Origin of the sequence: Ectothiorhodospira shaposhnikovii (assembly GCF_016584105.1) — a bacterium.
Classification (GTDB): Bacteria; Pseudomonadota; Gammaproteobacteria; order Ectothiorhodospirales; family Ectothiorhodospiraceae; genus Ectothiorhodospira; species Ectothiorhodospira shaposhnikovii.
The window spans coordinates 1-14,350 of record NZ_NRSM01000048.1; the positions used below are offsets into that span (position 1 = coordinate 1).

The following is a 14,350-nucleotide window of genomic DNA, read 5'->3' on the forward strand; positions in this document are numbered from 1 at the left end:
CCCCCCAGGCAAATACCCCCGCAACGCCTCCGGCGGTGGCGGCAAATCCGGGAACGCCCGCCAAAACACACCGCTGCGCGGAAACAGCACCACCCACACCGTCAACACGATCAACAAAAAATAATTCCGCAACGTCCGATGCTGCACATACCACTCCTCCAACTGCCCCTTGTACGGCATGATCACCTGGTCATACAACGCATCCGCATTCTCCGCGTCGTGCATCATCCGCTCCTCCGCCCGGAACACGATCGACCCCACACCCGACAACCCCGGCGGCACCTTCACGATCTCCCGCTGCGACGACGCTGGAAACCCCGCAAAACACCGCAACGTCTGCGGCCGCGGCCCGATCACGCTCATATCCCCCCGCAGGATATTGATCAACTGCGGCAACTCATTCATCTTCGTGGCCCGCAAAAACTTCCCCACCGGCAAAATGCGCGGATCATCCTGCAAGGTAATGGTCCCCGTCCCCAGGTTCGGGCTGTCCTTGAGCATGGTGGCAAACTTCAGCAACCCGAACGTCTTCCCGCCACGCCCCACCCGCTGCTGCACAAAGAAAATCTCCCCCTCCCCCGTCAACCGCAGAACGATCACCACGGGAATCAACAACGGCGATAACACCAGCAGCGCCAACCCAGAAAACAGCACATCGAACACACGTTGCATGGCCACACTCCGAATACCAGACACGACTAACCCTCATGCATCACGGCGGGTGAGGCACCCCAATCATGAAAGACACGCTCCAAGCCCCTCCCCCCTGTGGGGAGAGGGGTTGGGGTGAGGGGCCAGCGCCGGCACGGTACCTGCCTCCCCCCTCATCCCCAGCCCTTCTCCCCCGAGGGGAGAAGGGAGCTTTCATAGCTGAACCATGGTTCTTTCACGATAAAACCAACCCCCTACATCCGCCCATCCAGATACCTGCCCGTCTCCTTATGGGCAAAATCCGGAATCATCTCATTAAAAAGCGCCACCAGATCCGGCTTGTCCCAAACCCCAGCCTCCTTCAACTCACCAATACGCGCCTCAAACCGATCCAGCCGATCCCCATCAAACACCGCCTCGTTCCGGATCACCCCCACCGACGCAAACCGCTCCATGTCCAGCACCTCGAGATCCGTGAAAAACTCCTCGAAATCCTTCTCCCCCGTCGTATCACTGTCGAAGAAATAACAAGGCCAGCGCCCGGTCGGAATCAACTCCGCCGCCCGCCCCCGGGCCTCATCCTCCGTCTCGCACACCTGGGGCTCATACCCCCGCGCCCGCAGATACTTCACCGCAATCTCCGCAAAGGTGATCAGATGCAGCCTCTCACTCAGCTTGGGGAAGAAGATGTCCCGATTCCCCCCCAGCAGACACGACATCAGGCACAACTCCCCCGACTCCTGGGGCGTGACGAAATACCGCCGCACATCCCGAGGCGCCGAGATGGGCTGACTCTTGGCCAGCCGCTGATTGAACCCATGCAGCAAACTCCCATCGGAAAACGCCACATTGGCAAACCGCGCCATGGAAATCGGCAGATGCACACTCTCCCGCATCAGGAACATCTCCATGATGCGCTTGCTCGCCCCCATCATGTTCACCGGGTTGGCCGCCTTGTCGGTGGACACGCAAAAATACTTCTCACTCCCCTGCTCCCGCGCATAGGAGAGGGTGCGCCGGGTGTTGAGGATATTCACATCCACCATGCGCATCAGCGTGAATGGATCCTTCTCACTGCGCACATGCTTGAGAGCCGACAAGTTCAGGATGTAGTCATACCCCCCACTCCAGCGCATGAAGGCCTCGAATTCCACCCCACCGCAGTCGATGGCAAAGGTACGGAAATCCCCCTCGATATACCCCAGCGTGCTGCGGATATCCCGCACCAGCTCCACCATGTTGTTCTCGCTGATGTCCACCACATGCAACACCCGCGGATGGCGCTTGAAGATCTCCCGCACCACCGCCTGGCCAATGGACCCGGCCCCGCCGATCACCAGAAACCGCCCCCCCTGCACCAAGGACGACAATTCGGCTTCATAGCCCTGGATGTCCACATCAAACAGCGGCTCCGACCGCCCGATCAGGTCAAGCACGTTCATCAATTACCCCATCCATTCACGTCCATCACTCAGCCCCGGCAACACCCGGCAGCGCCCCGTCCGGCACACTGGAAGGCAGATTCACCACCCTATCCTCCAGCCAGCGGGCATTGTCCAGGCCATCGTGCTGACAGTCCTTGAACATCTCCAGGCGATGCATCAAGCGCCACACCGGGCGCGTCATCACCCCCTGGGCATTGGTATACTCCAGAAAGGCATCCCGCTTGGCACTGGAATCCAGCACCAGGGCATTGAGCCAGTAATTGGCCCGGCCCGCCTCGCGCTCCGCCACAAAGCTCAGCCCCCGCGCCTCGCACATCCGCGCATACGCCCCCGCCACCTCCCGCTTGGCCGCCAGCATCTCCGGCAACCGCTCCATCTGCGCACAGCCCAGGGCCGCATTCAGATTGGGCAGACGGTAGTTGTACCCCACCTCATCATGCACATACTCATAAGCATGGGGCTGCTTGGCCGTGGTGGTCACATGCCTGGCCCGCAGGGCCAGACCCTCATCATCGGTAAGGATCATGCCCCCGCCACCGGTGGTGATCACCTTGTTGCCATTGAAACTGAGCGTGCCCAACCGGCCGAAGGTGCCCGTATGCCGATCCCCCACCCAACTGCCCAGGGACTCGGCGGCATCCTCCACCACGGGAATGCCGTATTCATCGCACAGGGCCACGATCTCCTCGATGCGGCACGGATGCCCGAAAGTATGCATGGGCACACAGGCCGCCAGCCGCCGCCCCGTGAGCCGGTTGTAACACTCCCCGCCCCGGCGCTGGGCATGAGCCTCCAGGAACCGCCGCAGCGCCTGGGGGCCCAGGCCCAGGGTGTCCCGATCCACATCCACAAACACCGGCTGCGCCCCGCAATAGCGCACGGCATTGCAGGTGGCCACAAAGGTGAGCGCCTGAGTGATCACCTCATCCCCCGGCCCCACCCCCGCCAGATGCAGAGCCATGTGCAGGGCCGCCGTGCCGTTCACCGTGGCCACCGCAAAGCGCGCCCCGGTAAACGCCGCCACCCGGTCCTCGAACTCGCCCACCCGGGCTCCCACGGATGAGACAAAGTTCGAGTCGATGCACTCCACCAGATACTGGCGCTCGCGCCCCTCGAACACCGGCCGATGCAGGGGAATGAAGCCCTCGCCATAGAGAGCCCGGACTGCGGCCACCACGGCAGCAAAATCAGCTTGCCCTGTGGGCATGCACACACCTCACAAAAAAGATGGGAATCGACAGACAGGAGCCGACACAGCTCAGTGATCCAGTTCCAGGGCCAGCAGGCCCAGGAACTCGTACCATGCGACTCCCGCCTTGCCAAGATTGTCTGGAGATGGAATCCAACTCATCCAGTTCGAGCGCTGCAACGTCGTCATGGTGCGGCGCTGAGTTGGGGCGGGGATCGGCTCAAGCCCAACGTGATGGAAATGTGCCATCGCTCGCGGCATATGGGCTGCGGTGGTCACCAGCAGGAAATCCGGTTCCGGACCCAGCAAATCCGCCATTGCACGTGCCTCATCGGCGGTATCGAGTGGCGTATCGACGATCACAATCCGATCTTCCGGGATTCCCAACTCCTGGGCACCCTTTGCCAGCACATGGGCAAGGGGATCCCGACGATCGGGATCACTACTGCCGCCGCTGACGATCAGCCGAGCTTCCGGAAAAGCGACAGCGAGTCGGACGCCTTCCATCAACCTGATCGCGGACGATACCGTCAATTGAGAGCTGATGGGCCACCCCGGCTCCGGACTCCAACCGCCACCAAGCACCACGACTGCATCAATACCTTGAAAATCAGTGATATCAGCCAGTGGTGGGTAACGATCCTCCAGCATTGCCAGCCATCGGTCCGATAGCGGGGACGACAGTGCCAGCAGAAACACAAGACTGCCCCATATCACCACCAAGCCTGCACGCCGGCGTGCAGCCAACAGCAACCCGAGACCGGTAACAAAAAGCACCAAAAATACTGGAAAAGGCATGAATAACGCCCCAACCAACTTCTTAAAGGCGAAATACACTTCCACCCAACCACACCTCATGGATACTCAAAGCGTTCCCACCATCCAGGCCCGACGACTACCTCTCAAACACGCGTCGCCAATTCGCCAGATATCACTGGCTGCAGTCTATGCCCAGGCCACTGCTGCCCCGAAAGAAGCATTTCCTGTGCAGTTTGAGTCTTGAAAGTAGAGAGCAGCTTGCGAAACTTGGCCTCAAAGCCTGCTCGCCCGAGACCTTGATGAAGACGCAGTTTCCACGGAAGCTCAATCGGCAGATGAGCAAACTCCCCGGGGTCGAATTCGTATGGATGGCAGTACAGCGTGAATGCCTGATTTGCCGCCATGGATCGCGACACAGCCCAGCGAATCACAGGCCAAGGCAACAGCCGGTGATATCCCCCTCCCGCTACCGGCAGCACACGACCAAAAAGTCGCAATGTCGCTGCCGGAAACTCAACCAGGCTCAGACCGGATGGCAACAGAACGCGCGCGGGATACGCTGGCCAATTCGCGCGTCCGTGACGATAAGTAGGCGATGGAAAGATACTGGAATCGTACCTGAACCCTTCCTCTGCAAGGATCTCCAACGGCCAATCCCCAGCCGGTCCCAGCGAGAAATTTGGTGCACGGTAACCCACTACCTCATCACCAATAAGGTCTTCCAGTTGGGCCTTGGAACGACGCACATCCTCACGAAACTCCTGTGGCGTCTGTTCGTAGATGTTCACGTGGCCAAACCCATGCGAAGCCACCTCGTGCCCCTCACGCGCCATGCGCCGCACCGTTTCCGGAAACACCTCCGCGAAACGACCCAGCACAAAGCAAGTCAGCTTGTGCCCCTCCTCCCCCACCAGGTCCAGCAAATGCTCGGTATTGCCCTGTGCACGGGGGTAGATGGGCAGGTTCGTGTCAAGCGTCGACTGCGCCCAGTCCTCGACATCAACGGACAAAATTACCGGCATTGCTTACATACCCCATCGGATTGTTGGCTACTCAAGAACCGACATTGCCCGGTACGAGCACCACCTCGCCACCAGCCGGTACAGACACCAGCCACGTAGTACATGCACCACCTTTCAAACGCAGATCCAGCGGCAGGTCGGTCATGTCCCGGTCCGTATGGTTGGCCACACGGATTCGCCCCTCTTCCTGAACCACATCCACCCGCCGCGTTTCTTCATTCAGTACATCGCGCCACCAAACCCCGATCCCGTACACAGTATCGATATACAAATCTCCGTTGAAGCGCTCCAGTGCATATCTCACCAGATATTCAGTAAAGCGCGCACAGGCGATGCCATCAAACTGGCGCATATGCTGATGAACCAGCATCACCATCGGGATGCCAAGCCGATGGGCGCGATGCATCCAGAACTGCAACATGGCAACATGCTGAATATGCTGTGGGTCTGAAGGATAACGTGCCGTCAACTCCACGATACGTGTACCCGCCGGATGATGGGGCCACGGCTGGCGCAGCACGTTATCGCGTATACGGATGTCCGATCCAGTGGCCACTTCGCAACCCGCCGCCTCCACGGCAGAAGGCGTAAAGCGATCATTACCCCGACCCGGCTTCGCCCACGAGCGCGGCACAAAGCCCAGCAGGCGCTCGCACCATCGCATCGCCTCACGAATATTCTCGCGCTGATCCCCGAATGACGACCCATCTTCCCGAGTCCAGGGGTAACGCCCCTCGCCGGGGCGAGCACCCGCCTTCCACTGGTTGCCGGGCGCACCAGCGGTATCGGTGTCGTAGTGCAAATGCCCGTGGTTACCCAATTCCATCAAATAGGGCTTGGGTGACTGGGCTGGATACGGGCAGCTATAGCAGAGGGACACGTTCTCGCGCAGCCAATCCACGAAACGCGGTATCTCCTCCGCCCCCCGAACAACACCATAGCGATCGGCCCATTCCCGCGCATCCTGCTCGCTCAGGCTGAGCCGCGTGGACAGAAACAATGTTTGGGCAATGCCGTAGCGTCTCCCCAGTTCCAGTGCAGCCTTGAGCCCCTCGATGTCCTGAAACGAAGCAGAGTCATACAGATCCATGTCACCGCGCCAGGAAAATGCCGAACAGCGCCCCCCCGGATAGCGAGTCACCGACACCGACTCGATCATGTCTGAATCCACCTGTCGACAACCCGCGTGATGGATCGACAGGCTCCGCTCAAAACGGCTGGCCAAAACACGAACACCCACCCGACCGGGCCCACCACCTTCGGAGGGTCGTAGTGTCCAAGCGACGCGCTGTACCTCGCCGGACTGCATGACGGGCAATTCCAGCGTTGCTTCACTCCGGACCAACCAGCCCTCGGGGACATCCAGCATCACGTTCACGGGTGTCTGCGTAGGCACACGGGAATGATTTCCCACCAGCAGAGCCAAGTTCACCTCAGTGCCCGCCAGCAAAAGACCCAGATCCAACTCGGGCCAGCGGGCAACAAAAGGCCCTTCTACATTCAGGCTCAGCCATGGATGCAATCCCGGCGCGGGATAACCCGGCCGGTCGGAAGTGGCGCCCCTCAGCCCAACCCATTCCTGATCTGCATACACAGCATTCACGACAGCCCGCTCACGAAGCTGATTCTGCAGCACCAACAGCAGATGGAGCACCACCACAAGCCAAGCCAGCCAGGCCATGCCACTTCCCAGGAACAACAACACACAGCCAAAGACAATCAATCCACCTTCCGCCCACCAACGAGAAAACGGAAGGCGCTTTTCCAATGTCTCCAGTACCACATTAGCCAGGTACATCACCCAACCGCCCCGACTGGGTGCCAGACTCAACAACCGGGATGCAACAGGCTGCGCAACCAGGCCCACACCCAACAAAAATATCAATAATTTCATCAACGTTTCAGGAGTTCCCAGGTGTGTTACATGCGAGAAGACACGTTCGCAACAGAACCGACATTGAGTTCATCGAGTATGTGTCCCATGGGCGCGAACCTGAATTCCGACAGGATCGACTCGACCTTATCCTGATTGCCGCGGATATTGACCTGCGTCTTCCATTGCCTTAGAGGCGACAACGGCAGGCGCGGCTGCTCGGGATCAAACTCGCGCGGGTGAACACACACATTCACTCTTAATTTTTCAGCGGCACTGTCATGGAACCATTTACGCACCAAGGGAAGCGGCATCAGACGTAGATAACCTCCCTCGGCAAATGGCCACTTCACGCCGAGAACCCGCCGAGTGGTAGAGGGATACTCCCAAAATTCTGCGTCACCGTTACGGTGAATCACATAAGGCCTCACGGGATGCCCTTCCGTTTCGGCCAATGAACCGGAACGCGGATAAACAGAGGAATCATATCGAATCCCCAACTCAAGCAAGAGATCGAACAACCAGCGCTGGCGATCAAGCAGTGATCCGCCCGGACTCCGATATCCTACAGGCGCCACGCCGGCCGCCGTGCCGACGGCTTCCACAGCACGCCGCGTATCGGTTTCCAGTTCCTTGTCTGACAAACCTGAGGCAAGAACATGAGCATACCCATGTACAGCAATCTCATGGCCGGCATCAACAATCTGCCGCACCAATCCCGGATAACGATCCGCCACCCAGCCCAGAATGAAAAAAGTGCCCCGCACCTCATGGCGCTCCAGCATATCGAGCACCAAAGTGGTATTCACCTCAACCCGCGACTCAAAATCATCGTATTTTTCCAGGGGAGGCATTTGCGGGCAATCCAGCGTATGGAACCAGTCCTCCACATCCACTGTGAAGGCATGAACAAGTTCGGAAGTCATACTTGTAACCCCTCGATTGTCATCCAGCAGTTATAAATACTGGCCATTTCAACAAATATTCAGGGGATCCCATGTGGGTAGCCCTTTTAATTTTCCGGCAGCAGCTGCCTCCAACAGCCTAGTATAGTGACGAATAACTTCACTACGTGCCAAATGAGTGGATATGAACCTGTGGCCCGCCTGCCCAATATCACGAGCTGCCTCTCGGTCGTCCGCCAAGCGTGCAATGCCTTTGGCTAGGCCCTTGTGATCGAAGCTGTCCACCACCAAGCCTGCACCCTCGCGTTTGATCAACTCCGGTTGAACACCGCCCATAGCCGCAGCGATGGGCAAGCTGGCCCCCATATAATCAATCAATTTATTCTCAAAATAAATGTGAATCAGAGGGCTCCGGAAAAGCGCCATGAGGCCAACATCAGCACCGGCGAGGATGCGATACACCTCCGCCTTGGGCACTGCCTCATGAAAATGGACATTGTCCAGTTCGAGCTCACCGGCGAGGGCCATGACCTTTGATCGAGTCTGACCGCTGCCATACAGGTCGAAGCGAATATCCTTTCGCTGCCGTAACTCGGCCGCGGTGCGAATGATAACGTCCACTGCCGTCACTTCCGTGAAGGCACCAACGTAGACAGCCACAAACTGATCCCCCCAACCATACTTCACGCGCGTATCTTCTCGAATCATTTCCCTATCGACCCGACTCATCGAGTCATCAAAGGCATTCGGGATCAAATCCAGTGCTTCACTAGAAATGCCTTTGTCAAGCAATTCACGTCGGATACCGGGTGTCAGAGTGACCACACGGTCAGCCCCAAAGTACAGTGATCGTGCCAGCCGTTCGAGAGGCGCAGCCTGCCATGGAGTGATAGCTTTTTTTGCGACGAGTGCATCAGGCCACAGATCGCGTACTTCAAGAACGAAAGGAACTCGCCATTGCCGCGCACGGCGCATCGCAGCATAGCCATTGAACAAGGGTTGGATCGTACCCAGCACCACATCTGGTCTTGGCAATTGCCGACTGAACCGCCACGCGCGCCAGGAAAACACCAGATAAGTTTGTAGCCGGTTACGCAGGCTGGCTCGCAGATTGCGTGGCGCTGGCAATCGATGCACCCGGACAGACCCGCCCGAGGGATACTGACATTCTTCCGGCGCTTCGTCTTGTTCGTTATAGACGTTGAAGTCGCATGCGATCACATCAACCTGGTGACCCTCTCTTCCAAGCTGGTCAACCAAGGCTCGCGGTTGGCCCGGTCCAGGGGCGTTCGGGCCGGTGAAGAACTGATAAAAGTAGACCAGACGCATGAGATCAACGATCCACCGATGAATTTTGTGCCCGCTGGCGCAATCCGCGGCCAAAACGATAAGCCATACGCCCTGGCGACAGTAGCGTTTGGACCACTTCTATCGCATAGCAGAGCGTAGGACCGGGGTCGGAAAGGCGCTCTACGTAGTAGGTCTGATTACGATCGAAAAAACGGAAGAAACCGGGGTCTGCCCGCCAGCGCTCCCGCGAACCCAGAAACCACAAAATATCTCCGACCAAGAAGCGCGCATAGCGCCCTTCGATCCAATCGGGCTCTTCTGGCACCTTGCCATGCCGGATCAAGTTGTACATGAGCCAGGGAAAATCGGCGCCAGCGAAAATATTCACCGAGAGCGATTCCGGAAATCTGGGATTGCACTCCATCAACTTCGCTTCGCCGTCGCGTGGGTCGACGATGAAATCGAAGTCGGCAAACCCATACCAATCCATCTGATCGACCAGCCGGCGCACCGAATCCTCGATCCCAGCATGATGCTCCGACACGATTAAAGTGCTCGAGCCACCAGAAACAGGGTAATAGCGCAGCTTGCGGCAGACAAACAGCGCGTGTTGCTTTCCGTTCCGGTCAACGACGACATCTGCCTTGTACTGGGCGCCACCGGACGGAACATACTCCTGTAGATGGCACGGCCCCCAACGCGCCTCAACCTCACGCAACGTAGTCTGGAGGTCTTCTGGTCGCTCCACCAGCGTGATGCCACGTGCCCCTTCGCTGACGTTGGGCTTGACCAACAAAGGATAGCTCACCTGTCTTGCAATCTCTTCAAGGGGGTGGTCTTCCGGGAACCACGTTGCGGGACAGGCAACACCAGCAGAAATCGCAGCGCGAATGGTCATACTCTTGTCCCTAGCAATTCGAAAAGATTCCTTACCCGGTATCGCAATCACCTCATTTACACAGTCATGACTATCCAGTGTATGGGAATGCTCCAGCCACGCGCTAATCTCATAGTCGCACACGAGGAGAATGGCATGGAAATGATAACGTTGTTGCAGTTCAACAAGTGCTTTACAAAAGGCCCTACCATCCTCTCTAGGGTCAGGTAGCGTGTGAGTCTGCGAGCCCTTGCGGCTCCAACGGGCAATGGCTAACCGAGAATGCGCCGACACATGCACCGTGATGCCTCGATCGGCTAGTGCCCTGACGCAGGCAAGAGCTGACTTGTTTTCGCCAGCTGTCACCAACACCTTGCTTTTATTTTCCATGAGAATACTCAATTATGCCATTGGTCAACATATTAGCCCGGCAATCAAACAAATCAATTTGCTTCGTTTTTAATCTTTAAAAAATCAGTAATTTACAGCAAGCGATACAGATATGAATGGTTGCCGGGTTAATAATGCGAGGCGGGGGGGGGGAGGTTATTCATGATAATGTAATCCGAGTTTCACCATATGCAGGAATAGTCACTATGCGCATCAGCTTACATCCGCCTTGTAACTCGATTACTAGCGGAAGGGCTACCAGTTCACGAGCTCCATCATTGCGCACTATCACACTACTGGTATCCTTGCAAATCGTAATGCATCGAGTCTTGTCGCTAAGCACATCTCGCCAGTAGCGACCGATACTCGTCAACGTGCCACACCAGACATCGCCTTCGGTGTCCGCCAGTACATGGCGCAGCAGTTCACCGGTCAGGTTATAACAAGCATTACCCTGGTACATCAGCAGGTGATGATGTGCCAGGAAGGTCATGGCACGGCGGTTGCGCCGGGCAAAGGCTAGCCAGAATTTCAGCTGGGCTACGTGTGCCGCAGTTGCTGGATCCTTAGGAAGCACACGCGTGATCTCAACCAGTCGCTCACAACCCTTTGGGTGATGCTCGCGTGGAAAGAAAAGTAACTTATGAAGCTTTTTAGTATCGGTGTCGTTGCTCACCTCAATTCCCGCTGCTTCCACCGCTCGGGCCGTATCGCTGTCCCAGTAGTCACTGGGAATTGTGAAACTTGAAGGCCGCACACCGATGGTCTCTTCCATCACCTCGGCGCACTTGAGCATGTTATCGCGCTGCTCTTCGAAGGAACTGCACGGATACTGTTTCATCCAGTCGTATTTCCCATCACCCGGACAGGCGTGTGACTTCCAATCATTGCCGGCTGCGGCGGCAGCATGAGTCTTGTAGTGCAAATATTGGTGATTGCCGATCTCGGCCGAAAAGGGTCGGTTGTTTGCGGTCGGAAATTCCTGCTCCGATCGAGTATCCACTTCCTGTTTCAAGAACTCTATGAATTCTGGAATATCCTCGGATTTTCTGTCCCAGCCAAAGTGCTCGCAAAAGGCGCGGTGTTCTCCTTCTACGAGGCTGAGTCGCGCCGACAACATCACGGTAGTGGGAAAATAGTAGCGCGCAGCCAGCCCCAGCGCCTTTCGCAAGCCTTCGGTGGACTGAAAGGTAGCTGGATCTTGGAGGTCGTGATCACCGCGCCAGCAAAAAGCGGCACTGGAACCCCACTTCCAGCGATTGATGTTGGCCGATGCAATGGAAATTGAATCTGCGGCTGGAATGCAATCTAAATTTAGCGTGCGTTCCCAGTTGAAATCGGCGTGGACCGCACGAACCTTGACGTTGACCTGCCTAGTAGATGCCGCTACGGCTTCGAGCTCGAAGGGAATCTCGATCAGCCCGCCCGGCGCTGGAGCCGAATTGACGGCGGCTAGATCGGCATGAACAATTACAGACTCTGTTCCCGACTCGATCAATACATCCATACCCACCTGTGGATGCACTGCCGTCGGGTTGAGGATGAACAGGCTGAATCTCTGGCGAAGGCCAACTGGCCAAGCACCCAGCCGATAGCTGCTCGCCCCTCTTTCCAAGACAGGACCTTGGATCCGCAAGATCAAACGCGGCACGGGAAACGGCGCCCTAGACAGCCCCGAATGCTGTTGTGCCGGCACATCGGCCCTCCAGCATAGATCCGTGTAAAGTGCCCAAGCCCAGGCCAGCCCGGCGGCCACCGCCATGACCACAGCAAACCCTGCGTTCCAACCTAGCCACAGACTCCCGACGCCGATCAACAAATAGCTCGCGTCCTGGAGCGGCCGTGCAATGCCGAGGCGCTTTTCGATGGTCTCGTAAACCACGCTGGGATAGTAGAATAGCCAACCCAACCGAGTCGGGGCGAGGAAGTAGCACTTGTCCAGCAAGAAGCCAAGCATGGCAAAGCCACCCAGTACAGTCAGCGCTGTCAGCACCACGGACATCACGATTGAACGACCCGACAGATGGCCTGCTGGCCTGGCGCCAAGTGGGAAAATGTCACTAACGGGGCTTCGTCACGCACCGACGCGATCGTGGCTGCTTCACTGATCAGGCATTGCCCAGGCGCCAGACCATGTGCCATCAACACCAGGTCATCGATAGGCTCGCCAGCCGTCACAATCCATAAGGTTTTGCCGCATTCGTCAATCTTGCGCTCGATCCGCACTCCAGCACGCGCGCGCCACCACTTGGCAATATCAGCACCTGTCGTCACCCACGCACCCTCTTCAGCCAGCCAGGACAGCAGGTCCGCATAGGTCTGCTCCCACTCGATGTACTCTTCCTCATTGAAGAAATTGTTATGCCATAGCAACGTGGCCAAGCCTCCAGTGTCGCGTACTTGCTCCAAAACCTTAAGGGACGCTTCCATTGCCCCCTGGTAGTCAAGATTCTGGTATCGAAACAAGGTGGTATCCATGATGCTTAGCGGTTGCTGAATGAAATCACGCCCGTCTCGGGCCTTGAGCCCCGGAACTGCAAAGGGGAAGCAGAAGCCGCCTGGAGACCCGAGCCGGGCCGGGTGCCCGAAAGTAGAGTCATAGATCAGTCCGCCAGTAGCCTGAACACGCCAGCTCTCCGGCACATCCAGGGTAAGATAGTGGTTGCGCGAGCCGAGCGGGGCGCAGCCGTAGAGTTGTCGAAACCGCGATACCTTGGCATCCCACCAAGCAGGGTTGACGTGCTCATAGGCACTGCCATGAATACCTAACTCGCAGCCTTCCGAAAGCAGGAATTCGCTTATGCGCCTGAACACCGGATCCTCCCAATTGAATCGGCCACCCAAGCGACCCCAGTACTTGTCTTCCAACAGGAAAAACGTTGAACGCCATCCGTGTTTGCCTTCGATACGACGGATCGATTCGAACTGTCCGAACGGGTCTCGTGGCCGAAAAGCAGGACGCAGAATCCGACGGATGCATTGTCTGGGGTGGGCGCGCTCCCCACTGGTAATGTGGCGACGCAGGTGATTGATATCACCTAGCCAGCGGAAAAGCTCGCGGTCGTGAATTTGGTCAATATCATGCGAAAGCTGCGTTGCAAACCGACGCCCGGCTGGCCAGCGTGCTAGCTGCAGAATTGGCTGCTCCATCTGTCTTGCCGACTCTGAAACAGTCTGTTCCCAGCAGAGAAAGCGAAAGGCCAGCGACACATTGGGCTCGGGCGCATCCCGTTTCAAGACACGCCATGCATCCAGCAGGCTCGAAAGACCGTCAGCAATCTCGGCGGCGCCAGTAACCACGGATTCCTCCAGCGGCTCGAAACCCGCACATCCCAAAACTGCGGACAGCGAAGTTGGATTCGGGGCCTCGTTGGCCGCCCATCCGGAAGCGTATTCAGACTGGGACATCAGGCGCACTTCTCCTGCTATTGAGTCAATCCACGCATGAAAGAAATTTAACGGGAGCCGTGCTGCGCCTCGATTTCCAGGATCGTTTTCACATCATTCCCTATAGGCCTCGGGCGCATCAGGTCACGCAAGATTCGCGTTGTTGCAAGCCGGATATTCCCCTGCTCGCCCTGAGTCGCAACCCTGCGTATATTATATGACTCACATCCGTGAGAATGCGGAACATCTCGCGCACGGCCGTGGATCTGATCGAGATCGCGAAAGAGAAAAAGGGCGAAGGAGGGATTCTGAAGTGGTCCAATTGTAGCGGACACCCCGTTAAGCCCTCGTAGGCTATGCATTGGAGGTGTTCATGAGCAAGAAGGCACGACGTCGATACACGGCGGAATTCAAGGCTGAGGCAGTGGCGTTGGTTGAGCGCCAGGGGTATGGGGTGGCCGAAGCTGCCCGGTCTCTGGGAATCAATCGCAGCCTGTTGGATCGGTGGTTGCGCAAGGAACGTGAGCGGCAATCTCCCCAGCATGACCAACAGGAGGACCAG

The 14,350-nt window shown here is 57.5% G+C and carries 12 protein-coding genes; 1 reads left to right on the forward strand and 11 read right to left on the reverse strand.

What is annotated here, in order from left to right; all coding sequences use genetic code 11:
- From CKO35_RS16645 to CKO35_RS16695, 11 genes are all read right to left on the reverse strand, one after another.
- Positions 1–672: sugar transferase (locus CKO35_RS16645; RefSeq protein WP_200177241.1), on the reverse strand; the 672-nt coding region annotated here is incomplete at its 3' end.
- A 233-nt stretch (positions 673–905) separates the two neighbouring features.
- Entirely contained in the window at positions 906–2,093 is a 1,188-nt protein-coding gene (locus CKO35_RS16650) for a UDP-N-acetylglucosamine 4,6-dehydratase (protein ID WP_200177242.1), read from the reverse strand.
- Between the two features lie 25 nt (positions 2,094–2,118).
- Positions 2,119–3,303, reverse strand: coding sequence for a LegC family aminotransferase (locus CKO35_RS16655; RefSeq protein WP_200177243.1), 1,185 nt, complete (start codon positions 3,301–3,303; stop codon positions 2,119–2,121).
- A 51-nt stretch (positions 3,304–3,354) separates the two neighbouring features.
- Positions 3,355–4,128 (reverse strand): ElyC/SanA/YdcF family protein, encoded by a 774-nt coding sequence (locus CKO35_RS16660; protein ID WP_200177244.1) that lies wholly within the window; start codon positions 4,126–4,128, stop codon positions 3,355–3,357.
- 59 nt (positions 4,129–4,187) lie between these two features.
- A complete protein-coding gene (locus CKO35_RS16665; protein ID WP_200177245.1) occupies positions 4,188–5,066 on the reverse strand; it encodes a polysaccharide deacetylase family protein in 879 nt (292 codons plus the stop codon).
- 31 nt (positions 5,067–5,097) lie between these two features.
- A complete protein-coding gene (locus CKO35_RS16670) occupies positions 5,098–6,960 on the reverse strand; it encodes an NEW3 domain-containing protein (protein WP_200177246.1) in 1,863 nt (620 codons plus the stop codon).
- A gap of 26 nt (positions 6,961–6,986) precedes the next feature.
- A complete protein-coding gene (locus CKO35_RS16675) occupies positions 6,987–7,865 on the reverse strand; it encodes a polysaccharide deacetylase family protein (RefSeq protein WP_200177247.1) in 879 nt (292 codons plus the stop codon).
- A gap of 48 nt (positions 7,866–7,913) precedes the next feature.
- A complete protein-coding gene (locus CKO35_RS16680) occupies positions 7,914–9,173 on the reverse strand; it encodes a glycosyltransferase family 4 protein (protein ID WP_200177248.1) in 1,260 nt (419 codons plus the stop codon).
- Between the two features lie 4 nt (positions 9,174–9,177).
- Complete coding sequence (locus CKO35_RS16685; RefSeq protein WP_200177249.1) at positions 9,178–10,401, reverse strand: carboxylate--amine ligase; 1,224 nt, start codon at positions 10,399–10,401, stop codon at positions 9,178–9,180.
- Between the two features lie 160 nt (positions 10,402–10,561).
- Positions 10,562–12,403, reverse strand: a complete 1,842-nt coding sequence (locus tag CKO35_RS16690) for a polysaccharide deacetylase family protein (RefSeq protein ID WP_200177250.1) — start codon at positions 12,401–12,403, stop codon at positions 10,562–10,564.
- Positions 12,403–13,809 (reverse strand): polysaccharide deacetylase family protein, encoded by a 1,407-nt coding sequence (locus tag CKO35_RS16695; protein ID WP_200177251.1) that lies wholly within the window; start codon positions 13,807–13,809, stop codon positions 12,403–12,405. Before CKO35_RS16695 ends, CKO35_RS16690 begins: the two co-directional genes overlap by 1 nt.
- 352 nt (positions 13,810–14,161) lie before the next feature.
- On the opposite strand from CKO35_RS16695, the gene CKO35_RS16700 reads away from it, so the two are divergent.
- The coding region (locus CKO35_RS16700) for a transposase (RefSeq protein ID WP_200173378.1) at positions 14,162–14,350 on the forward strand (189 nt) is incomplete at its 3' end.

Excerpts from the sequence above, each read along its gene's own strand:
- CKO35_RS16650 (WP_200177242.1), bottom strand. The coding sequence starts at position 2,093 with ATGAACGTGCTTGACCTGATCGGGCGGTCGGAGCCGCTGTTTGATGTG.
- CKO35_RS16655 (WP_200177243.1), bottom strand. The coding sequence starts at position 3,303 with ATGCCCACAGGGCAAGCTGATTTTGCTGCCGTGGTGGCCGCAGTCCGG.
- CKO35_RS16665 (WP_200177245.1), bottom strand. The coding sequence starts at position 5,066 with ATGCCGGTAATTTTGTCCGTTGATGTCGAGGACTGGGCGCAGTCGACG.
- CKO35_RS16670 (WP_200177246.1), bottom strand. The coding sequence starts at position 6,960 with ATGAAATTATTGATATTTTTGTTGGGTGTGGGCCTGGTTGCGCAGCCT.
- CKO35_RS16675 (WP_200177247.1), bottom strand. The coding sequence starts at position 7,865 with ATGACTTCCGAACTTGTTCATGCCTTCACAGTGGATGTGGAGGACTGG.
- CKO35_RS16680 (WP_200177248.1), bottom strand. The coding sequence starts at position 9,173 with ATGCGTCTGGTCTACTTTTATCAGTTCTTCACCGGCCCGAACGCCCCT.
- CKO35_RS16685 (WP_200177249.1), bottom strand. The coding sequence starts at position 10,401 with ATGGAAAATAAAAGCAAGGTGTTGGTGACAGCTGGCGAAAACAAGTCA.
- CKO35_RS16690 (WP_200177250.1), bottom strand. The coding sequence starts at position 12,403 with ATGTCCGTGGTGCTGACAGCGCTGACTGTACTGGGTGGCTTTGCCATG.
- CKO35_RS16695 (WP_200177251.1), bottom strand. The coding sequence starts at position 13,809 with ATGTCCCAGTCTGAATACGCTTCCGGATGGGCGGCCAACGAGGCCCCG.